19 protein-coding genes and 1 pseudogene are annotated in these 23,727 nt (G+C 39.3%); 9 read left to right on the top strand and 11 right to left on the bottom strand.

Translation table 11 applies throughout. From position 1 onward, the window contains the following. Positions 1-76 precede the first annotated feature (76 nt). From QMA12_RS16510 to QMA12_RS16490, 5 genes are all read right to left on the bottom strand, one after another. Positions 77-901, bottom strand: a complete 825-nt coding sequence (locus QMA12_RS16510; protein WP_290210706.1) for a M90 family metallopeptidase — start codon at positions 899-901, stop codon at positions 77-79. Between the two features lie 74 nt (positions 902-975). Beyond that, the gene (locus QMA12_RS16505) at positions 976-3,882 is read right to left on the bottom strand and encodes a ligand-binding sensor domain-containing diguanylate cyclase (RefSeq protein WP_290210705.1); all 2,907 of its coding nucleotides are present in this window, start codon (positions 3,880-3,882) and stop codon (positions 976-978) included. A 161-nt stretch (positions 3,883-4,043) separates the two neighbouring features. Then, entirely contained in the window at positions 4,044-4,682 is a 639-nt protein-coding gene (locus QMA12_RS16500; RefSeq protein ID WP_290210704.1) for a CatA-like O-acetyltransferase, read from the bottom strand. 118 nt (positions 4,683-4,800) lie between these two features. After that, complete coding sequence (locus QMA12_RS16495; protein WP_290210703.1) at positions 4,801-5,841, bottom strand: Glu/Leu/Phe/Val dehydrogenase; 1,041 nt, start codon at positions 5,839-5,841, stop codon at positions 4,801-4,803. 399 nt (positions 5,842-6,240) lie between these two features. Beyond that, positions 6,241-7,767 carry a fumarate hydratase gene (locus QMA12_RS16490; protein ID WP_290210702.1) on the bottom strand — a complete coding sequence of 509 codons (1,527 nt, stop codon included), beginning with the start codon at positions 7,765-7,767 and terminating at the stop codon, positions 6,241-6,243. 159 nt (positions 7,768-7,926) lie between these two features. Here QMA12_RS16490 and pabB point away from each other — a divergent pair, with 159 nt between their 5' ends. The 3 genes from pabB to QMA12_RS16475 all read left to right on the top strand — a co-directional run bounded on the left by pabB (position 7,927) and on the right by QMA12_RS16475 (position 11,336). Continuing rightward, on the top strand, positions 7,927-9,273 hold the full coding sequence (gene pabB, locus QMA12_RS16485) for an aminodeoxychorismate synthase component I (protein WP_290210701.1): 1,347 nt from the start codon (positions 7,927-7,929) through the stop codon (positions 9,271-9,273). 6 nt (positions 9,274-9,279) lie between these two features. Then, positions 9,280-9,861: a CoA pyrophosphatase gene (locus tag QMA12_RS16480; RefSeq protein ID WP_087534199.1), complete on the top strand. Its 582-nt coding sequence runs from the start codon at positions 9,280-9,282 to the stop codon at positions 9,859-9,861. Positions 9,862-9,959: 98 nt separating this feature from the next. Further along, entirely contained in the window at positions 9,960-11,336 is a 1,377-nt protein-coding gene (locus QMA12_RS16475; protein WP_087534198.1) for an L-serine ammonia-lyase, read from the top strand. Positions 11,337-11,390: 54 nt separating this feature from the next. On the opposite strand, the gene cysB is transcribed toward QMA12_RS16475, so the two are convergent. Then, on the bottom strand, positions 11,391-12,368 hold the full coding sequence (gene cysB / locus QMA12_RS16470) for an HTH-type transcriptional regulator CysB (RefSeq protein WP_087534228.1): 978 nt from the start codon (positions 12,366-12,368) through the stop codon (positions 11,391-11,393). A 322-nt stretch (positions 12,369-12,690) separates the two neighbouring features. Between cysB and QMA12_RS16465 the strand changes: the two genes are divergently transcribed. Next, complete coding sequence (locus QMA12_RS16465; protein ID WP_087534197.1) at positions 12,691-13,449, top strand: hypothetical protein; 759 nt, start codon at positions 12,691-12,693, stop codon at positions 13,447-13,449. 27 nt (positions 13,450-13,476) lie between these two features. Here QMA12_RS16465 and QMA12_RS16460 read toward each other — a convergent pair whose 3' ends face one another. Continuing rightward, the gene (locus QMA12_RS16460; RefSeq protein ID WP_290210700.1) at positions 13,477-14,769 is read right to left on the bottom strand and encodes an NCS2 family permease; all 1,293 of its coding nucleotides are present in this window, start codon (positions 14,767-14,769) and stop codon (positions 13,477-13,479) included. 127 nt (positions 14,770-14,896) lie between these two features. Here QMA12_RS16460 and QMA12_RS16455 point away from each other — a divergent pair, with 127 nt between their 5' ends. The 4 genes from QMA12_RS16455 to QMA12_RS16440 all read left to right on the top strand — a co-directional run bounded on the left by QMA12_RS16455 (position 14,897) and on the right by QMA12_RS16440 (position 17,311). After that, a complete protein-coding gene (locus QMA12_RS16455; protein WP_290210699.1) occupies positions 14,897-15,352 on the top strand; it encodes a sel1 repeat family protein in 456 nt (151 codons plus the stop codon). Positions 15,353-15,520: 168 nt separating this feature from the next. Continuing rightward, positions 15,521-15,955, top strand: a complete 435-nt coding sequence (locus QMA12_RS16450; RefSeq protein ID WP_087534226.1) for a SulA-like leucine-rich domain-containing protein — start codon at positions 15,521-15,523, stop codon at positions 15,953-15,955. A 38-nt stretch (positions 15,956-15,993) separates the two neighbouring features. Next, positions 15,994-16,476, top strand: a complete 483-nt coding sequence (locus QMA12_RS16445) for a YchJ family metal-binding protein (RefSeq protein WP_290210698.1) — start codon at positions 15,994-15,996, stop codon at positions 16,474-16,476. 439 nt (positions 16,477-16,915) lie between these two features. Next, entirely contained in the window at positions 16,916-17,311 is a 396-nt protein-coding gene (locus QMA12_RS16440) for a YkgJ family cysteine cluster protein (protein WP_290210697.1), read from the top strand. 209 nt (positions 17,312-17,520) lie between these two features. On the opposite strand, the gene QMA12_RS16435 is transcribed toward QMA12_RS16440, so the two are convergent. The 3 genes and pseudogenes from QMA12_RS16435 to QMA12_RS16425 all read right to left on the bottom strand — a co-directional run. Next, positions 17,521-19,050, bottom strand: a complete 1,530-nt coding sequence (locus QMA12_RS16435; RefSeq protein WP_290210696.1) for an acetyl-CoA hydrolase/transferase family protein — start codon at positions 19,048-19,050, stop codon at positions 17,521-17,523. A 322-nt stretch (positions 19,051-19,372) separates the two neighbouring features. Beyond that, positions 19,373-19,762, bottom strand: a complete 390-nt coding sequence (locus QMA12_RS16430) for a hypothetical protein (protein WP_140394351.1) — start codon at positions 19,760-19,762, stop codon at positions 19,373-19,375. A gap of 285 nt (positions 19,763-20,047) precedes the next feature. After that, positions 20,048-20,233, bottom strand: a pseudogene (locus QMA12_RS16425) (alpha-amylase family glycosyl hydrolase); the annotation flags it as partial. An 837-nt stretch (positions 20,234-21,070) separates the two neighbouring features. Here QMA12_RS16425 and QMA12_RS16420 point away from each other — a divergent pair. After that, positions 21,071-22,249, top strand: coding sequence for an alginate export family protein (locus QMA12_RS16420; RefSeq protein WP_290210695.1), 1,179 nt, complete (start codon positions 21,071-21,073; stop codon positions 22,247-22,249). Between the two features lie 104 nt (positions 22,250-22,353). On the opposite strand, the gene QMA12_RS16415 is transcribed toward QMA12_RS16420, so the two are convergent. Then, the gene (locus QMA12_RS16415) at positions 22,354-23,085 is read right to left on the bottom strand and encodes a MauE/DoxX family redox-associated membrane protein (protein WP_290210694.1); all 732 of its coding nucleotides are present in this window, start codon (positions 23,083-23,085) and stop codon (positions 22,354-22,356) included. Positions 23,086-23,727 lie beyond the last annotated feature (642 nt).

Here is a 23,727-nt window from a genome sequence, read left to right as displayed (position 1 = left end):
TTGTTTATTAATATGATTGCAACAAAAAGCACAGCAAGTTACCAGCAATATCTGATAAAGCGTCTTAAATTGGCGGTTAATGCCATTTAATTGGATCAAACTGGTAATAGTTCACCAGCATAGTGTAAATCTCAGGGTCGTAATGGCGCAGTTCGCTAGGCTTTTCTAAAAATGTTTCGGTGATCACCGCAAAAAACTCAGCCTCGTTGGTTGCGCCATAACTATGAATAACATGAGGCATACTATAGGCTACATGAGTTTTAAGTTGATTGAATGCACGGCTAAACACCCTGGCCCATTCTTTATAATCAGCCGCTTTTTTTAGTAACGGCGTACCCGTTGTTTTACCCGTTTCTTGATCAAGTTGATGTGCAAATTCATGAAACACCAAGTTATGGCCATCACTTGGTAAGCGGTTTCCTTCAAGTACATCATGCCAACTGAGAACCAGAGTACCGCCAGGCCAAGACTCACCTTGGCGCACTGTATTGTGATAGCTCACTAAACCTGCATTATCACGAGAGGTTTGTGGGGCATAATAGGCGCTTGGGTATAATAAGATTTCTCTAACATTCTTATATAAAGGCCAAGGTTTATTTAGCACAAGCACGCAAGCATCCGCTGCAACAATCAGCTTCATGGCATCGTTAAGCTTTAGACCATCGCAGCCAATAAAGCGCTTTTCATTTAAAAACCAAACGATGTGACGCTCAAGTTTAGCGCGTTCAGCATCTGTCATTTTTTGATAAATTGGCATATAACGCAGCAGTAAAGATTTTTGCTGTTCATTAAGGCGGTACTTTTGGTATTTTTTTTGCCAAAGCTGATTTTGAATATCAGGCCAGCGCCAATAAAAAACCACAAACGCTATTAACGCAAGAATCAATAAACCATTTACCATTAGCAGGCTCGCTGAGAAAAGACTAAGTTATTAATATGACCACCGAAGTCATATTTCAATCTTTTACTATAAATTTAACAGGGAGCTGATTGAGGCTGAGTTACTTCAACTCGATTCCGCCCATTGTTTTTTGCTTTATATAAAGCTTGGTCTGCTTGCACTAATAACCGATCATATTCATCCACCAAGCTTGAATCTGCGATGCCAAAGCTCACCGTCACTTTAAGCCCCATGGCAATAGATGAGAAATCATAATTCTCTATATCGAGCCTTAATTGCTCACAAATTTCAACTGCTTGCATAGCCGTTTTGTTTGGTAGAAGTAAAGTAAATTCTTCACCTCCCCAACGTGAGACTTGGTTTGCATTATCATGACAGCATTGTTGCAAGATAGTAGCGATCACACATATCACTTTATCTCCCACAATATGAGACCAATTATCGTTAATACGTTTAAAGTGATCTATATCAATAATTGCAATGCTAAGTGGTTGGCCTGATTGCTTAATATTGTCAAAATTTTCAGCTAACCAATTATCAAATGCACGTCGATTTGGCATTCCGGTTAATTGATCATGACTTGCCTGATGAGCAAATGCATCGGTTTGCTGTTGTAAATCTCGAGTTTGCTGCTTCACGCGTAGCTTTAACTCTTTTTCAATTTTTTTATAGTGATATAAGCGGTATTTATAAAGCCCAAAGAACAGCAAAATCAATGAGAAAAATACCATTAATTTAAAACTTAGTTTTTGCCAGAAAAATGACTGAATAACAAAATCCAACGCTTTATGGTTTTCTTGCCATTGTCCATTAGGGTAGCCTGCTCTGACCATAAAAGTGTATTTACCGGGCGCCAAATTTGTATACTCGGTGATATTGAGTTGCTGTCGGTCGACCCATTTATCATTATAACCTAACAACTTGGTTTGAAACTTTATCCGCTGGGGCATTATAAAACTAAGCCCAGCGTAGTGAAATGAAATACGATCAGAACCAGGCGGTAATAATACTGCTTCATCTTTTGTTATAAGTGGTGTGTTTTTACCATCGACGAGAATACTTTCTATCACTGTAGGTAATTTAAGTTGCGACGCTCGTTTTAATCGCTCTGGTAATGCAGTAGCTGCACCTTGCGCCGTAGCAAACCAAATACTGCCATCCTTATGCAGTACAGCGGCAGGGTTAGAGCCCCCATTTGCCTGAGCACTAAGCATGCCATCGCCTTCATCGTACATTTGATAATGTAAGGCATTAGCTTTATGCTGTGAGTTGCTTAATAATTCATTAACTTGATGCTGATTGACTTGAATGATTCCACGATTACTTGAAAGCCAAAAAGAATCCCCCTGCGCAACAATCTGAAAAAGTTTATCAACAGGTAAACCTTGCTCTCTTCCTAGCATTGCAACATCACCTGTATCAATGTTAAATCGAATAAGGCCGCGGTCAGTCGCCATCCACATGTATTCATTTTGAGAGTAAAAGCCAAACGCGTATTCAGCATTAAATTTACGAGGGAAAAGCTGACCTTTAAACTTACCTAAAGTGTCATTAAACATTGCGACCCCGACCCCAGTACCAACCCAAACGTTACCTTTTGAGTCAAGCTCCAGCGCCATGATAAAATCACCAGGGAGTCCTTGCTTTGTTGTAAACTGTGTTAGTGAACCATCGACTTCTATACGTGTCAGACCTGTCGCAGTGCCAAGCCACAAGCGCTGTTGATTATCAAACAGTAACGCTCTGACTTCATTACTTGCCAGACCTGAATCACGATTAATAACAGTATGAATCTGACCATTTAAAACCCGCATTACACCCGCAGTATAAGTCCCTAACCAAACACCACCGCTGTTATCTTCGGCTAAACTTAATACTGACAAAGGTTTGTCACTATCAACGAGCGAAAATGATTCAATATGATCATTATGCATTCTATTTAAGCCAGTACTGCCGCCCAGCCAAATACTGCCATCGGAGTGCGACATAACCGTTCGTATATAATCTGAGCCTAAGCCTCGCTTTTTAGTCCACGATGAAAAAGGCGCTTCTCTTAGTCTGTATAGCCCACCATTTGTACCAACCCAGATACTGTTTTCTCTATCTTGTAACAGAGAAAGAGTACGATTGCCAGGCAGACCTGCTTTTGCATCAAGATGCTCAAGGCCAAAACCACTCAACCTAAAAACACCGTTATTGATAGTACCAAACCACAGATCATTATGATCATCTTCTAATAAACTAGAAATTGATTCATCATTGAGCTGTTGATGAACAGGAGTAAACTTACCATTACTTAATTTCCATGCCCCTCTTTCACCACCCACTATAAGTTGCCCTTGACGTGTCAGTAGTAAGGTATAAATAGGATCACTTGGCAAACCCATATCAGCAGTAATCAAGCGCGCTTTTTTATTTTCTATTTTATATAAACCATCACTGGTTGCAGCCCAAACAACCCCATTGAGGTCTTGAATTAACCGATAAGCACTTAAATTAATTAATATATGAGTTTCAATATCCGAGTCAGCCGCGCGATACACTAAGCCTTTTCCCTCAAGGGCTAGCCAAAGTTCGTTAGTATTGGTTTTTAAAAGATGATTGACCATGGCCTCAGCTTGAGGTTTGGTATGCCATTGCCCATGTTGTAAATGACTTACGCCACCGCGAGCACCAACAATATATAAACTTCCATCCCCTTGAGCAGATAAACTACGTAAACCAGAATCTGGCAGACCAGGAATTTCAGAGCGGGTAAATAACTTAAATTCACGGCCATTATACCTTGCAAGCCCTTCCCAGGTCGCAACCCAAATATAACCATCATTGGTTTGAGCTAAACTATTTATACTATTGTGAGGTAAGCCCGAACGAGTGTTCCATGTTTCAGAAAAGTAATCATTTAAAGGAAGGCGCGCCTGATCATTTGCAAAGCACACAGATTGAATCATTAAAAACAGAAATACACTTATACGTAGCATTATATTGAACGCCTTCCCAACTACTAATTAATGATTTAGCTATAAAAAAATTAATTAAATAATGATTTAGACTTAATTTTTGTCATTATTATTGACTGCTTAGTAAGCATACTAGCATAGTATTAATTTCAATTTCATTAACAAGCTATTTATATAAGTAATTATTTTTTGCAGTAAGCCTTAATGCACTCTGTGTAGCAATCAACAAACCTGGCAACATGTAGTCCATCCATCAAAGCATGATGTACGTCAATGGAGAGTGGTATTTTTCCGGTCTCAGCATTGTATTTACCAAAGACTAATTTAGGAATACCTAAGCTTGTACCTTGGTGGTGCGCATGGGAAAAACTAGTAAAGTCCAACCAAGGTAATACAGAGATATGAATTAAATCAGCTTGGCCTTCTGTTTTAGCAAAAGCTGAAGAAAATAACGACTGCTGCTTAGTTGACTCACTCACTTGATGAGCATGTTTAGCAAACGTTGAAAAGTCATCATAGGCGTTAAAGTAACTAAATCTAAAGGTGTCATCTGCCGCCAGCTCTACAACACTGGCTCGCGTGCTTTGGAGTTGTATAGGCTTATCATCAACAATGCGCAACTGCATCGGCTGATACTGATGGCAGGCACGTAGTGCTAAAAATATATAGCTTTGAAAAAATGAATGCTGGTGAGATTTACAATATTGATATAACTGCTGTACATCTAATTGAATGCAAACATTAAAGTATGGTTGGGTAAAGCTTTTAAAAAGCTCAAAATGTTGAGCCCGTGGCCAGTTATTTAAATCAATAGGAGTCATTATAATTTTTGTGAACGGTAAAACTAAAGTGTAGCTTGATTCTATAAAGCTATAAAGAAAAAGGCGCGCATCCGCACGCCTTCATAAGCAAAAATACGTTTAAAATTTGCTAGAGTACTTAAAGACCGTTAGCAATGATCTCTTGTGCGAGTTCATCAGCAATAAGATGTGTAGATTTTTGTTCTTTTTCGCTACGAGCAAAAATTTCCGTCAAGGTCGTAAAAATACCTTCAACATGTTTATTAGATGCCTCTTCAGAATAACCTTCTGGTGCAGTTTCATAATAAACATTAATAATGCCACCAGCGTTAATTACATAATCTGGCGCATATAAAATACCTTTTTCACGAATAATCTCACCATGACGAGACTCTGCTAACTGATTGTTTGCACACCCTGCAATGATTGTCGCTTTAAAACGCGGGATAGTATTATCATTAACGGTTGCGCCTAGTGCACACGGTGCATATACATCAACGTCTAAGTCATAGATATCATCAATGCCCACGGCAGTTGCAGAAAAATCATTCACTACTCTATCAATTGCAGCTTGATTTATGTCAGTCACAAACAACTTTGCACCCGCTTCATGTAAATGTTTACACAAACCGTAAGCAACCGCGCCTAAACCTTGCACGGCCACTTTAACGCCGCTTAAATCTTGATGCCCACGTTGATGCTGTAACGCCGCTTTAATACCTAAAAACGTACCATAAGCAGTAAAAGGAGATGGGTTACCACTTTTACCTTCAAGGCCAAGTACATAATTAGTTTCTTTATGCATAATAGCTACATCAGCGCAGGTGATGTTTACATCTTCAGCAGAATAGTAACTACCATTTAAACGCTCTAATTGACGACCAAAGGCACGAAATAGTTGTTCTGATTTAATTTCTTTTGCATTACCAATGATCACCGACTTCCCCCCACCAAACGGCAGGCGTGCAACGGCATTTTTATAAGTCATACCTTTTGATAAACGCAATGCATCTACTATCGCATCATCATCGTTGGCATAATCCCACATTCTACAGCCACCAACAGCAGGCCCTAAGTTAGTATTATGTACCGCAATGATTGCACGTAAGCCTGATTCTTTATCTGAACAAAAAACCACTTGTTCGTGGTTATCAAAGTCAACTTGATTAAACACAGCCACTTTATCTTACTCCGAAATTTATTACCCGTGAGAGGGTATGAGCGCTGAAATTGCCAAGACTTTATCACTTCAAATTGCGCCTGACCACTATATGAGATGATAAAACCAAGCAAAATACTTACACATCATAAAGAAATCACAAAAGCAGACTTTAAAGAAGGCTTAATTCAAAATTAAAACCAAATACAAATTAATTATGCAAAACAAGTGAACTGAGTAACTATCACGTTTACGTACACGTAAGGTAACTATTGAGTGTAAAGTAAATATTACAATCTAAAAATCGCTTATATAGCTTTAAATATAGTGGCTTGAGGAGATTATGAGGGTTTTAAATCAACTGGTAAGAGCTGTTTGCGGTATTCAACAGTGTTGAATACCGCATCAGTAAATAGCAACTTATTTTAATTTGCTATCTAACTCAGCTATTTTTGCTTTCCAAATTGCAGGGCCTTGCGTATGCGCGTTGGCGCCTTCGCTATCTACAGCCACGGTTACTGGCATATCTTCTACTTCAAATTCATAGATGGCTTCCATCCCTAAATCTTCAAATGCCACAACGCGTGCTTTTTTAATTGCTTTAGACACTAAATAAGCAGCGCCACCAACAGCCATTAAGTAAACAGACTTGTTGTTTTTAATCGACTCTACCGTCGCTGGACCGCGCTCAGCTTTACCTATCATGCCCACAATGCCCGTTTTCTCTAGCATCATATCGGTAAATTTATCCATACGAGTAGCAGTTGTAGGACCAGCCGGACCAACCGCTTCGTCGCCTACGGCATCAACAGGACCTACGTAATAAATAAATTTATTATCAAAGTCCACACCCTCTGGTAAGCCTTCACCTGAGTTGATCATATCTTGCAGGCGTTTATGCGCAGCATCACGACCAGTTAAGATAGTGCCCGAAAGTAATACTGTTTCGCCCATCTTCCATTCTTGAGTATCTTCTTTGGTTAGGGTGTTTAAATCAACACGACGAGTGCCCTCACCTACTTCGAACGTTACTTCTGGCCAATCTTCAAGTTTTGGCGCTTTTAAATCAGCAGGGCCTGAACCATCAAGGGTAAAATGCACGTGACGTGTTGCTGCACAGTTAGGGATCATAACCACAGGTTTAGACGCAGCATGAGTCGGCGCAGTTTTAATTTTTACATCAACTACTGTAGTTAAACCACCTAAGCCTTGTGCACCAATACCTAATTTATTCGCACGCTCAAAAATGTCTAAACGCATTTTTTCTTCGGTTGTTTCTGCGCCGCGCTCAATTAGCTCGTGAATATCAACCGGATCCATTAGTGATTCTTTAGCAAGTACCGCTGCTTTTTCTGCAGTACCACCAATACCTATACCTAGCATGCCCGGCGGACACCAGCCAGCACCCATTGTTGGTAATGTTTTTTCAACCCATGCAGCCACATCATCCGATGGGTTAAGCATAACCATTTTAGTTTTATTTTCAGAGCCACCACCTTTTGCAGCAACCATTACTTCAATTTCGCCACCCGGTACTAAATCGATGTGTACAACAGACGGGGTATTGTCTTTGGTGTTTTTACGTGTGCCAGCAGGATCGGCAACAATTGATGCGCGTAACGGGTTATCTGGATTTAAGTAAGCACGACGAGTACCTTCGTCAACCATTTGCTGTACCGTTAAGTCTGTTTTATCCCATTTAACATCCATACCTACTTTTACAAAACACGTGATGATACCTGTGTCTTGGCAAAGCGGGCGTTTACCTTCAGCTGACATGCGAGAGTTAATTAGAATTTGTGCAATGGCATCTTTAGCAGCTTTACTTTGCTCTTTGTTATACGCTTTTTCGAGTGCTTGAACAAAATCAAGTGGGTGATAAAACGAAATATATTGTAAAGCGTCTTCAATGCTATCAATGAAGTCTTGCTGACGGATAGTACTCATAGGGGTTCCTTAAGTTACTTTTACGTATTATACACGTAACATAAATCAAACCGGTGACGGTGGTTTGTAACGCAATAGGCAACTAAACGCTGCCAAAAAAATTTAACTTATGATACCCTCCCAGCCCGTTTCGAGCCAGTTTTTCAGGGTAAAAAATAGATGATAAAACAACATAAAACCTGCATTCAATTAGACATATCGCTCAATTGTGCCGAGGTTTTTAGCTATTTTTGTGATTTACCTTATGCCGTACTCCTAGATTCTGCCAATAGTGAACATGAAAATAGCCGCTTTGATATCATCGCTATCGCGCCATTAATGCGCTTAGAAGTGAAAAACAATCAGGTGTTTGTGGATGATCAATTAACTGAGCAAAGTTGTTTTACCGTATTGCAAACTCAGTTAAATAAACTTAATGACACTAAAGCCCACCCTGAGCTGCCATTTAACGGAGGTTGGCTTGGCTATTTTGGTTATGATTTTGGCCGTGTAATTGAAAAACTGCCTGAAAATGCAATTAATGATATTGATATGCCACAACTAGCAGTCGGTCTATACCCTGATGCACTCATCTACGACAAACAACAAAGCACATGGTTTTATATCGCTCAACCAAATACAGATAGACTAGCGCTTTATTTGTCGGCCTTAGACGATACAGCCAAACAGCGCCCCCCTTTTGAAATAACACAAAGGTGGTCATCTAACATGAGCAAAGCGCAATACACCGATAAGTTTGCGCAAATCCAAGCCTATTTAAAAAGCGGTGACTGCTACCAAATAAACCTCGCTCAGCGTTTTAGCGCACAATATAAAGGCAGCGCTTGGCAAGCATATTGTACTTTGCGAGAAGCGAATAAAGCCCCATTTTCAAGTTTTATCAATCACCCCGATGGCGCTATTTTATCAATCTCGCCAGAACGCTTTATTGCCATTAATGACGGACAAATTCAAACAAAACCAATCAAGGGCACTTTGCCCCGCTGCGCCGATGAATCAGCTGATCAACAACAAGCAATTCGGTTACAACGCTCAAATAAAGACCGTGCCGAAAATGTCATGATCGTTGATTTATTACGTAATGATTTAGGTAAAGTCGCAAAGCCTGGCACTGTAAGCGTCCCTTCGCTGTTTGCCATTGAGAGCTTTCCTGCAGTGCATCATTTAGTCAGCACTGTGACGGCCCAATTAGCTGAGGGTAAAACTGCTGTTGATCAACTTCATGCTGCGTTTCCTGGCGGCTCAATTACCGGCGCACCTAAAATTCGCGCAATGGAAATAATTGAAGAACTCGAACCCCACCGCCGCAGTATTTACTGTGGCTCAATTGGCTATTTAAGTGCCTGTGGCAACATGGATACCAGTATTACTATTCGTACCTTGGTCTGCCATAAGCAACATATTTACTGTTGGGCAGGCGGCGGCATAGTAGCTGATTCACAAGCTGACTTGGAATACCAAGAAACATACGATAAAGTAAATAAAATACTCCCATTACTGAAGTAAAATACCGTGAACAGCCAACAAATACTGGCCCGTTTTCAGCTGAGTGTTGCTGCCAATTCACAGCCTTTAATTACGCACCCACAAAAAACACGCCGTGCCAGTGCTGTTATGTTGCCTTTAATCGACATAAATAACAGCGCACATATTTTACTGTGTAAACGCCCTCATTATTTAAAACACCACCCTGGGGAGATCTGTTTACCTGGTGGAAAGCGAGAATTAAACGACAAAAATTTACGCGATACCGCACTACGTGAATTATATGAAGAGCTTAATATTAACAGCACTCATGTTAATGTAATTGGGCAACTTTCTGAGTATGCAACGTTAACCGGGTTCACTATCACGCCATTTGTTGGAGTATTAAACCCACATACGCAATGGCTTGAAGATCCTAATGAGGTCGCAGCAAGCTTTTTAATTCCAATTAGCGCATTAATTAACACTGACAACTGGCAACCTATACCTTTTCAACGTTTTGGCAAAACGCTCACCCTTGAAGGGTTTTCAACTTCACATGGCCTGCTGTGGGGCGCAACTGCCAGCATTATAAAAAACTTTACAAATCAGCTAGCCATACCAGTTTAAATCTGTGCTACAAAAGGTTACAAGTACTGCATTACACGTTATTATGTGCGACCGTTCAAAGACAGCAGTCGTGCTGAGTAAAAAGTAGAGTAAAGTATATGATCAGTGCATTCGATATGTTTAGTATTGGCATTGGGCCGTCGTCGTCTCACACCGTCGGACCTATGCGCGCTTCGCGTTTATTTGTTAACGAATTACAACAACAAAACCTGTTAACCGATGTCACGAGCGTCAAAGTAGAGTTATACGGTTCACTGGGTCAAACAGGCATTGGCCATGGCTCGGGTAAAGCCGTTATTTTAGGCTTAGCAGGGTACGATCCTGAGACTATCGACGCCGATTTAGTCGATGATATTCTTGCTACCATTGAAAACGAACAGGTTATTTACCTTAATAAAACTCACAAAGCTAAATTTCCCAAGCAAGGTGCCATTGTTTTTCATCGCCGGAAAACACTACCTAAACACTCTAATGCAATGGAAATTATTGCTTACAAAGAATCTCAGCCTGTATACAGCAAAGTGTACTACTCGATTGGTGGCGGCTTTATCGTTACAGACGAAGAGTTTGATAACGAAAAACAAGCAGCGTTGGATATTCGCGAGCAAAACCCAGCCCCTTACCCGTTTGAAACAGCCAAAGATCTGCTCGAAATGTGTAAAGAGTCGGGTTATAGCGTTTCAACACTGATGATGAAAAATGAAAAAACACTTCGTAAAGAAGATGATATAAAAGACGAATTATTTAATATTTGGCAAGTTATGAAAGCCTGTATTGAGCGTGGTATGCGTACTGAAGGTATATTACCCGGTGGTTTAAAAGTAAAACGCCGTGCGCCTAGCCTGCATTTAAAGCTCAATATTGAAGTAAATAACGACCCACTACGTGCAATGGATTGGGTGGATTTATTTGCCCTTGCGGTTAATGAAGAAAACGCCGCTGGTGGTCGTGTAGTCACTGCGCCAACTAATGGCGCGGCAGGTATTTTACCTGCCGTACTGATGTATTATCATACATTCATAAAAGAAGTAGATCGCGACATTGCAACCCGTTACCTACTCACTGCTGCAGCCATTGGTATTTTGTATAAAAAGAATGCTTCAATTTCAGGTGCTGAAGTAGGTTGCCAAGGCGAAGTAGGCGTAGCTTGCTCTATGGCCGCAGGCGCACTAACTGAAATTGTCGGCGGTAACGTAGTACACGTTGAAAATGCAGCTGAAATCGGCATGGAGCATAACCTAGGCCTAACATGCGACCCGGTTGGTGGACTCGTGCAAGTACCTTGTATTGAGCGAAACGCCATGGGAGCGATTAAAGCAATTAACGCATCTCGTCTTGCTATTCGTGGTAGTGGTGAACAAAAAGTATCTTTGGATAAAGTAATCAAAACCATGCTTGATACCGGTAATGACATGAAAACAAAATACAAAGAAACCGCCCGTGGCGGTTTAGCTGTAAATATTATTGAGTGTTAAATTTAAGCCATTAAAAAAGCCGCAATTTGCGGCTTTTTTATAGCAATAAATACGTTACTTTACAGGTAACTCAATATCTTCAAACAATTTATCAACGTCTTCTTGGTTACGTAATAAGCTTGCTCGCTCTACTCGCTCTTTAGTTAAGTGCGGTGCAAAACGTTCAATAAAGTCATACATATAACTACGTAAGAAGCTGCCTTTTCTAAAGCCTATTTTGGTAGTACTGGCTTCAAATAAATGGCTCGCATCGATACACACTAAATCTGTATCAGAGATTTGATCAATTGCCATTGACGCAACCACACCCACACCTAACCCCAAGCGCACATAGGTTTTAATGACATCTGCATCAGTTGCAGTAAATACGATATGCGGCTCTAAACCTTGCGCATTAAATGCTTTATCAAGCTCAGAACGTCCAGTAAAACCAAACACATAAGTAATTAATGGATATTGTGCAATATCTGCAACGCTTAACGAATTTGCTTTTTTAGCAAGCGGATGATCTTTCGAAACCACAATACTGCGATTCCAGTGATAACACGGCAACATCACCAAGTCCGAATATAAATGTAATGCTTCTGTGGCTATGGCAAAATCAGCATCCCCGCGGGCTGCCGCATCAGATATTTGCTGTGGAGTGCCTTGGTGCATATGCAATGATACTGCCGGGTACTTTTTCATAAAGCCTTGAATTACACTTGGCAACGCATAACGTGCTTGCGTATGAGTAGTCGCAATATTTAACTTACCTTGGTCAGGAAGTGTATGCTCATTCGCAACCGCTTTAATCCCTTCAACTTTTGATAAGATCTCGCGAGAGATATTAATTATCTCGTTTCCCGCGCTGGTCACATGCGTTAAGTGCTTACCACTTCGACCAAAAATTTGTACACCCAACTCATCTTCTAACATGCGCACTTGCTTTGAAATACCAGGCTGAGAAGTAAATAAGCTCTCAGCAGTTGCTGACACATTTAGTTTATGATTTTGGACTTCGACGATGTATCTGAGTTGTTGTAATTTCATAGCTACATTTTTAGTGTTGTTATACTGCTTATTTATAAATGTTGAAGCACGCCAAGCCAAGTTTTATTTCTAATATTTAGAATAAAAAGACTAAACCGACCATTATTTATAAGATTATTGTCCTTAGGCTAGCACAAACGCTCGATATGAGGTAGCCATCTTTTTACAAGATAAGCTGACGAAAAAGCAAAAAATGCATTTTTATAGTTATAAATAATGAGAAAGACATTTTTATTTGTCATAAGCCGCGCAAAACTACCCTGTTAGCATATATTTAATGTAAGATAAAAATTATTAGCTTATAAAACCAGAGACCTAAACCATGATCGTTTCTATTATTATTATGTTGATAGTTGCACTTATTGTTATTGCCTTATGGGTAAGTGCGGTACAACAACATAAAGAGAAACAAGAAACTGAGCGCCGAAAAGAACTCACAAAGCAAAAAAAGATCATAGAAGAATCTGAAGATATATTGCTCAATAGCGCCAATATCCCAATGTCAGAAAACGCCTACCGCGTAATTCAACGCCGTATATATGATGCACTTACAGCTATGGTGCAATTATCACCGACCTCAAAAGAGCTAAAAAACCGCTTAAATGAAGCCAAAACACGTATGTCAGACCCTGTAGATGCCAGTAACTCAGAAAACCTCGCATTACCTGATGGTGATAAACAATTAATCACGCTTATCCAAGGAATTAAAAAATTAAGAGCGGTTTTACGTTCAGAGCATGGCAAAGGTAAAGTAGATAGCCAAGTATTCGTAGCAGAAGATAAACGCCTAGAAAAACTACAACTTAAAATAAATATCGAAAGCCAAATTAAACGAGGTATATCAGCACGCTCGGCAAATATGGTGGGCTCTGCTCGTCAATACTTTGAAAAAGCCTACGCCACTGTGTCGGCTGTCGCTTATAGTGATGATTACATCAATTCAAAAAAACAAGAACTCGAAGGTTATTTAGAAGCAATTAGCACAGAACTAAAAGCATCCAATGCTACGGCTTTAAAGAAGAAAACGGAACAAGAGCAAGACGACTTAGATGTACTTTTTGCACCAAAGAAAAAGTGGTAACTCACTTTTTCTTTGGTTGTATTTAAACTACGATAAAAACGCAAATTTGACGACAAACATCGCCGTTAAAATCCACACACTAATACTCACTTCGTCACGCTTACCACATAACACTTTTACCGCCGTGTATGAAATAAAACCTAATGCAATACCATGCGCGATTGAAAACGTTAATGGTGTCATCAGCAATACCACACTTACTGGTATAGCGTCTGTCATATCATCCCAATTTACAAACTTTAAATTTTGCAGCATTAGTACCGCGACATATAAGATTGCTCCAGCGGTCGCATAGGCTGGCACCATTTGCGCAAGCGGTGCAAAAAACATCATTAATAAAAAGCAAATACCCACTACTACAGCCGTTAACCCTGTTCGTCCTCCAACAGATACACCAGCAACAGATTCAATATAAGAGGTAGTTGTTGAAGTTCCCAGCATTGACCCTGCAATTGTCGCTGTGCTATCAGCGCTAAGCGCACGACCTAAACGAGGCATATTCCCTTTTTCGTCCGCAAGCCCTGCCTTTTGCGTTACAGCGACGAGCGTGCCCGAGGTATCAAATAAATCAACAAACAAAAACGCAAAGATCACACTAAGCATAGAAAGCTCAAACGCAGCAGCAAAATCTAACTGCATAAACGTAGGTGCTATTGAAGGCGGCATTGACACCACACCTTGGTATTGTACTAAGCCTAAACCAAGTGCAATTAAGGTAACGGCTAAAATGCTTATTAACACACCACTTTTAAAGTCACGATACAGTAATGCAGCAATAACAAAAAAGCTAAAAATAGCTAAAAGCGGACCGGCTGCAGTAATATCACCCAACTGAACCAATGTTGCAGGACTCGCCACAATAATACCTGCATTTTTAAGCGCTATTAACGCTAAGAACGCGCCAATCCCGGTAGCAATTGCTTGTTTTAGCACTAAAGGAATCGCATTGATTATCCACTCCCTGACCTTAAACAAACTTAAAAACAGGAAGATACAGCCAGACATAAACACCGCACCTAATGCTGCTTGCCACGTATAACCCATACCTAAAACAACACCGTAGGTAAAAAAGGCATTTAGCCCCATCCCCGGAGCAAGCGCTAACGGATAGTTAGCCCAAAAGCCCATAATAAAACAACCAATGGCCGCTGCTATACACGTTGCTACAAATGCCGCGCCTTGATCCATTCCGGCCTCAGCTAACATGGCAGGGTTTACAAAAACAATATAAACCATAGTAATAAAAGTCGTTAATCCCGCAATACACTCCCGGCGAACGGTCGAATCATGGGCTTTGATCTTGAATAACGCATCAAGCATAATAAAATTTCAGCTAACAAATGAATAATTGCGTAATTTTACCATAGATTTAACGAATAACAGGACAAATTACCTTGTATTAGACTAAACTTATGCAGTGAATGAAAACAATAACATGCGTGGTATTATGACAGATACATCTCCAAGTGGGCTGGACCTAGAGCAACAACTAGATAATGTTTTATCCTTTATTACTCAACCGAGTAATACGGTACAAAAAGAAGGTAAAGCGGATACCCCCGAAAATGTTGTTACCAAAGCACTGTACTACTTAAAAAACGACCAGCCTCCCCTAGCAGCAAAATGGATGAGACTTGCCGCAATGGCGGGTAACCATCGCGCACAATTTTATTTAGGTCTGTTTTTTATAAAAGGTCAAGGCGTACCACAAAGTGTATTTCATGGCGCTGTTTGGTTTAGCCTTGCAAGTAGCCAAGGGTATGAACCTGCTACAACAGCGTTAACTGATTTGAGAAAACACCTGACAACAAAGCGCTTTCAAGATGCAAAATGTTATGCGGCAACACTGTATGAACAAATTCACCAACAACAATTTAATCACTTAATCCCGCCAGCTCCTTAATATGGGCTTAACCAATAAAAAATAAAGCACTGATATTTAATAGGATTATATATTTCCGTTCATTTAAAACAAAAAAGTTGATTAAAAAATAGCAAAAAGCACTTGCGCAAAATAACTGTATAAACTACTGTATACACATACTGTATAAACAACCAGTGAGTGAAAGTTATGTTACAGCCAATTACCGTAAGAACTGTTAAAAGTTACCAACAAGATAATCAAAGTGCAGCAGTTAATTTAATTCAAATTGAAGATGAGATATCTGCAACTTTTGAATTATTAAAAGTGCTTCACCATTACAACAGTCAAAATGCGTGGACCCTTTTAATTGCACCTGACCATGTACCAAGTAAAGCATTGCTAGACTCTTGCTCAATTGATACCTCAAAGCTTTTAGTGATCAGACAAAAACACTTGGTAAATTTAGAGTATGTATTAAATTCTGCACTTCATAACGGTAACTTTGCCGCAGTCATCACATGGACTGATATAGTAAAAGATAACCAGCTTGCTGATTTATCAATCAACTTAGAGCATACTAGTGCAAAATTATATTGTTTTACCAAAACGAAGCAGCCAAGTGAGTTAGCATTAGCACAGTAAGCTGTTAAAATATCGTTTTATCTAACAAGTAAAACATAATGACCTCACTCACGCAAAACCTTTGCTTGTGTAATAGTAAACTGAGTTATGCTGACTGCTGTGAACAGCTACATGCGGGCTCAGCACAGGCAACAACGCCAGAGCAGCTTATGTGCTCACGTTACGTTGCTTATGCTCTTAAAAATGCCGAGTACGTTTACCAAACATACGCAAGGGAAAAACAACCAGAAAACCCTATTAAAGAAATAGCTGATTTTGCTAATAGTTGCCGTTTCAGTAACCTAGATGTAATGGCGGCTGAACACAATGATCAAACAGGGGTCGTTGAATTTTGCGTAAGCTATTTCTATCAAAACTTATATTGCCAGTTGCACGAAAAGTCACGCTTTGTAAAAGAAGGTGGCCTATGGCGCTACTTAGATGGTGATATATTTCCCACTACTGATATTAAAGTCGGTCGTAACGATGAATGCCCATGTGGCAGTGGTAAAAAATATAAAAAGTGTCATGTAAGCTTTTAGCCACAAACTCGCACTGCGCTAACTTATGAATTAAACTTTTCTTATATCCATAGGTTAAGATAAATAAGACAAGTATGAAACTGGGAACGTGTTAAGAGCGGGGAGCAATTAGTGCTAGGCACACCTAAAGCGGTTACAGCGGGTAAACTGATTTATGATTGGTATATAAAACATGGTTGCACAGCTACCATTATTGTTATTTGTAACTCACTTCAAAAACAATTAATAAAAGATATTTTAAAAGCACCGCCGCTGTTTTTGCTGATATTGAACAATCTACACAATGGCTAGAGCAAAATGACCATGAGGCTCGCCTTGTGCAAACTGGTTAACCGATTCGATACACACTAAACCTAACCTGCTAGCAACGAACGTTTATTAGCGACCTTAGCAATAATTACTGTATAGTAAAGTGAAGCTATGACAACGAATGTGAACCATGAAAGAGTGTAACCAATGTGGTAAATGCTGTATCAAATATGGTGGCGGCGACCTTAATGCGACCCAAGAAGAAATTGATTTATGGGAACTCTTCAATCCAGACATTTTTGCATTCGTTAAAAATAATCAAATATGGCATGATCCGCAATCAGGTGAAAAACTCACACAATGCCCATTTCTCGAGATAGCACCAAAAAGTGACCCACACGCCACAACTAAATACACCTGCAGCATCTACTTAGACAGGCCTGAAGATTGCCAACACTATCCTAGCCTAATAACCGAAATGGTTACTGATGAATGTGAAATGATCGAAACCAGCGATTTGCAGAATTATAAAAAAGCACAAAACAAACTTGATATCCTCATGCTGGATAGCCGTCCTAAGCGTTGAGGGTAATGCAAAATGTCTTATAACGTTATGTAAGACAAACTTACACGTCAATATCTAGCCTATTGCAAGTAAATTCAACGTAGTTAGCACTAAAAATTGCAGCTTAAAAAGATTTATTATCCAGAATTTATCGGGTTAAGTACTACATTGTAAAAAACGCTCCAAAGTGGAGCGTTTAAAATCATTTTACCAGTTAGTCAAAAACAAACTTAAGCAGATAATGCCGTAGGGGGATTTTGCGTTACCAATGTTTTTTTCATACTACCTTCTTGCTCTAGGCGAATATGCCAACTAAACGCTTCTTCAAGTAAATGAGGCGTATGCCCGCCACGCGCACAAGCGCGCTCATAGTAATCTAACATCGCTTCACGATAATCTGGGTGTACACAATGCTTAATAACTTGTACAGCACGCTCACGCGGTGCTAAGCCACGTAAATCAGCTAAGCCTTGCTCGGTTACTAAAATATCAACATCGTGTTCGTTATGATCAACATGGCTCGCCATAGGCACGACGCTTGAAATAGCACCATCTTTAGCAATCGATTTAGTAACAAATATAGCTAAATGTGCATTACGAGCAAAATCACCAGAGCCGCCAATACCATTCATCATTCGTGTGCCACACACATGTGTTGAATTTACGTTGCCATATATATCAAATTCAAGCGCAGTATTTATAGCAATGATCCCTAAACGACGCACTATTTCAGGATGGTTTGAAACTTCTTGAGGGCGTAACACTAGCTTGTCTTTGTATTGTTCTAAATTATTAAATACTTGCGCGTTACAGCGCTCAGACAACACAATCGAGCTGCCCGATGCAAAACTAAGCTTACCTGCGTCAATAAGGTCAAATGTCGAATCTTGTAATACCTCTGAATACATTGTTAGGTCTTTAAAGTCAGAATCAAGTAGACCCATCATTACTGCGTTCGCAATGTTACCAATACCAGCTTGCAATGGACCTAAATTAGCTGGTAATTTATTTTGAGATACTTCATCTTGAAAAAATTTAACTAAATGGCGCGCAATTGAGGCGGTATCTTCATCAGGGTCGGTAACCGTAGAAAACGAGTCGCTTTGGTTAGTAAAAACAATACCAACAATTTTTGCAGGATCGATAGGAATAGCAGTACTACCAATTCTATCATCTACTTTAACTAACGGCATTGGCTGGCGAGTAGGACGATAGGAAGGAATGTATATATCGTGCAAACCTTCAAGGTTAGGGTTATGCAGCATATTAATTTCAACAATTACTTGCTTAGCAAAGATAGCAAAACTCGCTGAATTGCCTACTGATGTTGTCGGTACAATATGCCCTTCTTCGGTAATAGCAACGGCTTCAATAACAGCTACATCAGGCATGGTTAATTGATGGTTTCGTAGATGTTCAACCGTTTCAGATAAATGCTGATCAATAAACATAACATCACCATTATTAATCGCTTTGCGCAAAGTGTTATCTACTTGAAAAGGCATACGACGGGCTAAAATGCCCGCTTCTGTCAGTAATTTATCTAAATCATTACCTAAAGATGCGCCAGTCATTAAATTTATTTTTATTGGATTTTTTTTGACTTGCTCTATTAATGCTCTAGGTACTGCTTTAGCTTCCCCAGCACGAGTAAAGCCGCTCATCCCTACAGTCATTCCATCTTTAATAAATTGGCTTGCTTGTTCTGCCTGCATTACCTTGTCATGCAGGTTACTATTGCGAATACGTTCCAAGTTCATTTTAAGCCCCTTTTTAAATTTTACATTATTCTAATCCTAACTTCGCACTACACAATCTATACTTAAGTCGTATTTACTGTTCAAAGAAATAAACTTGTTCAAATGAGAGGTTAACCTACGTCCTGTTAATGTAAAAAAGTATATTTAGATGTAAAACTAACAAAAGGAATTAACATTGCTTGAATTCAAGGTTTAGTGCCATTGAGAGATATTTGGGACAATATTCATTACAGGAGATGCACCACCCATTGCACTTTATATTCATAAAAAGCGCATAATGGGTGATGTAGAGACTGGAGGTTAGAGACCTCCGGCTACCCGATTATTTGCGCACTTTAACCAGTGATAAATATTTATCATCGCATTCTGAAAAGAGTGTAAATGGATTCATACGATTACCAAAATTTTGGATGACCAAAGAATCTCCTTGTTTTAAAGCACTCACTTCTATTTTTGAATTTTCGGCCGGTTTTGAAGCATACAGCTCTGAAAATATAATTTGTTGACCTCTTTTTACAAAGCTCCCCATAACAGTGCGCGTATCTGTTGTAACTTTGTACTCAAACTGACCGTGTTGTTGTGACAGCCCAACAACTAAATTACATGATGTAGGCACCGAACTTTGATAGTAAACAAAACTTGGCTCTGGCGACGACATAGTACAGCCTGTAAACAAAAAAAGACCAGCGAATAGGCAAAGTGAATTTTTCAAGTGTTCTCCCTGTACATAACAAGCCTGTAGATTAACTCGTTTTAAACTTATTTTTATCGATGAGTCAACAATAGCTGAGTTCCTATTTTGGTTCAATCGGTTATCGCTATTTTAAATAAAATGTTTGCTGTCTGTTTTAATTCGTGTTTTGGAAAGGATTGACAGGTGTTTAAGTGACTTATTTGAGGTGATAAGGGCTAAAGAATAAAAAGGGACAGGCACATATTTTTCTTGAGTAAGATTACGTTATTTTTTCACTCAGCTTGCTATAGAACATAGAGTTGTTTTGTTGATATGCCCTTTTTTCTTTGGAGCTATGTGGCGACCACTCCAGTCGACTAATTCAATATAATCCAGTAAAGCAAAGGGGCTCGTGTGTGTAATGTGATTACCACCAAATGGTTTTAGCTGTGCTGGTTGACTTTCATGCTGAATGTTATCTTTTTATTTGAGAGGTTTATTCGCTTTAACTGTGCCTGTGATTGCTCATAACTGCATAAGCAGCAATTTCTATGGCAAATACACTACTTAATCACTTTATTCCCACTGTGAATAACAACAGTAGTTGATACTGTGATTTTTGCAAAAAATTTTATGCCTGTCCTATTTTACTCTTACCTAAACCTCCCTTTTAATTTTTAAGAAAAATTTAATGATTAAATATGCACTAGTTTAAAACACTCATTACTCCTTAATGATCCATTATTGGTAGATTTCATTGCTCACACCAATTAACAAAAAAGTAACGCACTGTATTGTATACATTTTAAATAACTGGCACTAACTATGCTTTAACTAAAAAATTAATTTAACAACTTATTCAGTTAAAGCTAATAACAATGCAAAGTAGCATTTATTAGTTTGGCATCGTGGCCCACAGCAATTCAGATTTATCTGCATTGCTGTGGGCTTTTTTTTGGAGAAAAAAATGTTGAAAATACTATTAAAGCACCATTGTAAAAGATTATGTCAAGCAGTCATCGCCGGTACTTGCTTATCCGCATCATTGCTTACGAGAAAGACGAAGGCTTATACGGTACACCGCAAGCCAGTACTACTTATGTTATTACGTAGGTGAACGATGGAACCAGCAAGCTGTTTTTAAAGGTGTTGATGTACTTTTTTCACCAATTGCTACGTTATGGCAAATAGCATGACCAGCACCTTTGAATGTGAGAAAAGCGATAAACGACAGTGCCTGACTTTAGTGTGCACTTTTGACACCCAAAAGACCACCTAGCGCTAGCAGCAGGTCCGCCGTACAACCGATTATGCTCAATAACAATTAATAAACTTTACGGAATCAACATGAAAAATCTATTTAAATTATCAAAAATTACTTCATTGATAGTATTAACTAGTATTGCCTTGCCCACTTATGCCAATACTGAATCAAAAACCACACTTGATTTTAACCTTCGCTATGAAGGCGTTCAGCAAGACAACTTGTTAAAAGATGCTTCAGCCTTAACACTTCGTTCGCGTTTGAATTTTACAAGTGCAAGTTACAAAGGTTTTTCTGGCGTGATTGAATTTGAAGATTCCCGCCAAGTGGCTGGTGTCGATAGCTACAACGATACAGTAGATAATAACCCGTTATATTCTGTTATTGCCGATCCGCAAACCACTGAGCTTGACCAAGCTTTTGTAAAATATCATTCAGATAAGTTCACAGCTAAGCTAGGCCGCCAAGTAATTGCGCTTGATAATCAGCGCTTCATAGGTCATGTTGGCTGGCGCCAAGACAGGCAAACATTTGATGCCCTAACCTTCAATGCTAATGTGGCTGCTAATTTGAAAGCAAGTTACAGTTACATCAATAAACGTAATCGTATTTTTGCACAAGACAAAGACCTTCATTCCAACGACCACCTTTTAAACTTAAGTTATCAAACCGGTTTTGGCACACTCAACGGATATAGTTACCTTCTCGAAGTTGATGAAGGTATAGACAATAGGCTAGATACTTATGGTATCAACTTTAAAGGTAAAAGAGATAAATTTGCGTACTATACTGAGTTCGCAACACAGCAATCACAAACCAACACAACAGATTATTCAGCCACCTATATCGCCATAGAAGGAGCTTACAGCTTTGAAACGATAACAGCCAAATTAGGTGTAGAACAGCTCGGCAGCGATAATGCTATGTATGGCTTCTCAACACCACTGGCAACACTGCACAAATTTAATGGTTGGGCTGATCAGTTTTTAGCAACCCCTAACGAAGGGCTCGTTGATTTATATGCAGCAATTTCAGGTAATATCTTAGGTGGAAAGTGGACATTTGCTTATCACGACTACTCCTCCGACGAAGCAACACAAAGTGTCGACGATTTAGGTAATGAAATTAACGCTGTTTACAGCAAAAAGTTTGCAAAAAATTATACCGCAGGGATTAAATACGCCATGTACTCAGCTGGCGACGCTGGTGCAGGTAAAGTTGATACCGACAAAATATGGTTATGGATAGCCGCTAAGTTCTAAATTATAGCGCTAGCTTTTGGTTCTCTCTTAAAGCTAGCGCTGAACTCATAAACATCTAAACGTTTACCGTGGTAAAATAAAATACGTACTTTTAATCACCTAATTTAGCGAACTAACATCCATATACCTGCTGCAATCATAAACACGTTTTCTGTTAATGAAATAAACCCTAAAGGCACATTGCTATCTCCACCGACACAGGCACACTTTAACTCTCGTTTATCAACGTACACAGCTTTAAATACTGACACAGCACCAATTGTACCTATGAATAACGAAATAGGTGCAACAAGATAAGCCGTGAGCCCGGCCACCATGCCAATTCCTACAAAGGCTTCTAAAAATGGATAAACATAAGCATAAGGTACAACTTTCATTGCAAGTAAATCATACGTAATAAAGGAGTTTGAAAAGCGATATAAATCTTGCAGCTTTTGAATAGCAAGCACAGCCATGGTTAATGCAACAAATAGCTCAACAGTGCCAATAGAGAATAACCCCGCACCTAGAGAATAACTAAACGCGATACTCAATAAAAAGGTTACAGCAAATATTGCAAACACAGGTGTATAACTTGTACCTTGCTGACCGGCTTGAGATTTATTAAAAAATGCACGTAAATCGTCATAGCCTCCAATACGTTTATTGTCTATAAATGTTTGTGGTGTCGTTTTTACATTATATTGCTTTTTAAATTCATCAGTTTGCTTTCGCGAAGCTAATAAATGGTCATCAACGTCATAGCCCTCGCGCTTTAATAAATCTTTTGATTTAAGTCCAAATGGGCAAATGTGTTCATTCGTAGCCATTCTAAAAAGCTGTGCTGACTTACTCATTTTATTTGCTCCTTTTAATATTTTAACATTGAAAATAAAGCTGGCACTGTGTGCTATAAGCCTAAATAGCGAACTGATAGGTATATTATTCAAACAAAACTGTAGCTATTACATCACAGAGCTTAAAAATCAGCTTTATCTATGCATTTCACGCCGATATCTAACCTTATTCAAAAACTATACCGTAGCATTGCAAGCAGCGGGTAAAGACAGCAAACGATAAAAAATCCACGAAACCTATTTAATGATCACCACCTATGAAAGTGGCTTTTTTAAAAGGTATAAACCAAAGGAATTAACGTTGTGCTAGGCATGACTATTTAGCTTCACAAAGTTTAGCGGCATTAAGGGATATTTGGATCAATATTCATTACGGGAGATGGGCCGCCCATTGCACTTACTGTAAATAAAAAGTGCATGATGGGTGATGGGTTGTGTGGGCCTGGAGGTTAGAGACCTCTGGTTACCGGACTAGGCTTACCTGTCGCCAGAGTCTTGATTGATACTCATTGAGCCCCCTCCCCAGCATCGCGATTATTCGCTACGCTGAAAAGGCAACCAACCTTACAGGAGAAAGCTCAATGAACTTTTACAATAACATGCATCCATATTATTGTGGAATCGATTTACACGCGCGATTAC

Origin of the sequence: Pseudoalteromonas sp. APC 3893 (assembly GCF_030408095.1) — a bacterium.
In the GTDB taxonomy this organism is placed as follows: Bacteria; Pseudomonadota; Gammaproteobacteria; order Enterobacterales; family Alteromonadaceae; genus Pseudoalteromonas.
The sequence above is the reverse complement of the archived record's forward strand: the minus strand, read 5'-3'. Positions and strand labels throughout refer to the sequence as shown.

What these genes read in the sequence shown, in the direction of transcription:
- QMA12_RS16510 (WP_290210706.1), bottom strand. Translation starts at nt 901, where the DNA reads ATGGTAAATGGTTTATTGATTCTTGCGTTAATAGCGTTTGTGGTTTTT.
- QMA12_RS16505 (WP_290210705.1), bottom strand. Translation starts at nt 3,882, where the DNA reads ATGCTACGTATAAGTGTATTTCTGTTTTTAATGATTCAATCTGTGTGC.
- QMA12_RS16500 (WP_290210704.1), bottom strand. Translation starts at nt 4,682, where the DNA reads ATGACTCCTATTGATTTAAATAACTGGCCACGGGCTCAACATTTTGAG.
- QMA12_RS16490 (WP_290210702.1), bottom strand. Translation starts at nt 7,767, where the DNA reads ATGAGTACTATCCGTCAGCAAGACTTCATTGATAGCATTGAAGACGCT.
- pabB (WP_290210701.1), top strand. Translation starts at nt 7,927, where the DNA reads ATGATAAAACAACATAAAACCTGCATTCAATTAGACATATCGCTCAAT.
- QMA12_RS16475 (WP_087534198.1), top strand. Translation starts at nt 9,960, where the DNA reads ATGATCAGTGCATTCGATATGTTTAGTATTGGCATTGGGCCGTCGTCG.
- cysB (WP_087534228.1), bottom strand. Translation starts at nt 12,368, where the DNA reads ATGAAATTACAACAACTCAGATACATCGTCGAAGTCCAAAATCATAAA.
- QMA12_RS16465 (WP_087534197.1), top strand. Translation starts at nt 12,691, where the DNA reads ATGATCGTTTCTATTATTATTATGTTGATAGTTGCACTTATTGTTATT.
- QMA12_RS16460 (WP_290210700.1), bottom strand. Translation starts at nt 14,769, where the DNA reads ATGCTTGATGCGTTATTCAAGATCAAAGCCCATGATTCGACCGTTCGC.
- QMA12_RS16455 (WP_290210699.1), top strand. Translation starts at nt 14,897, where the DNA reads ATGACAGATACATCTCCAAGTGGGCTGGACCTAGAGCAACAACTAGAT.
- QMA12_RS16450 (WP_087534226.1), top strand. Translation starts at nt 15,521, where the DNA reads ATGTTACAGCCAATTACCGTAAGAACTGTTAAAAGTTACCAACAAGAT.
- QMA12_RS16445 (WP_290210698.1), top strand. Translation starts at nt 15,994, where the DNA reads ATGACCTCACTCACGCAAAACCTTTGCTTGTGTAATAGTAAACTGAGT.
- QMA12_RS16440 (WP_290210697.1), top strand. Translation starts at nt 16,916, where the DNA reads ATGAAAGAGTGTAACCAATGTGGTAAATGCTGTATCAAATATGGTGGC.
- QMA12_RS16435 (WP_290210696.1), bottom strand. Translation starts at nt 19,050, where the DNA reads ATGAACTTGGAACGTATTCGCAATAGTAACCTGCATGACAAGGTAATG.
- QMA12_RS16420 (WP_290210695.1), top strand. Translation starts at nt 21,071, where the DNA reads ATGAAAAATCTATTTAAATTATCAAAAATTACTTCATTGATAGTATTA.
- QMA12_RS16415 (WP_290210694.1), bottom strand. Translation starts at nt 23,085, where the DNA reads ATGAGTAAGTCAGCACAGCTTTTTAGAATGGCTACGAATGAACACATT.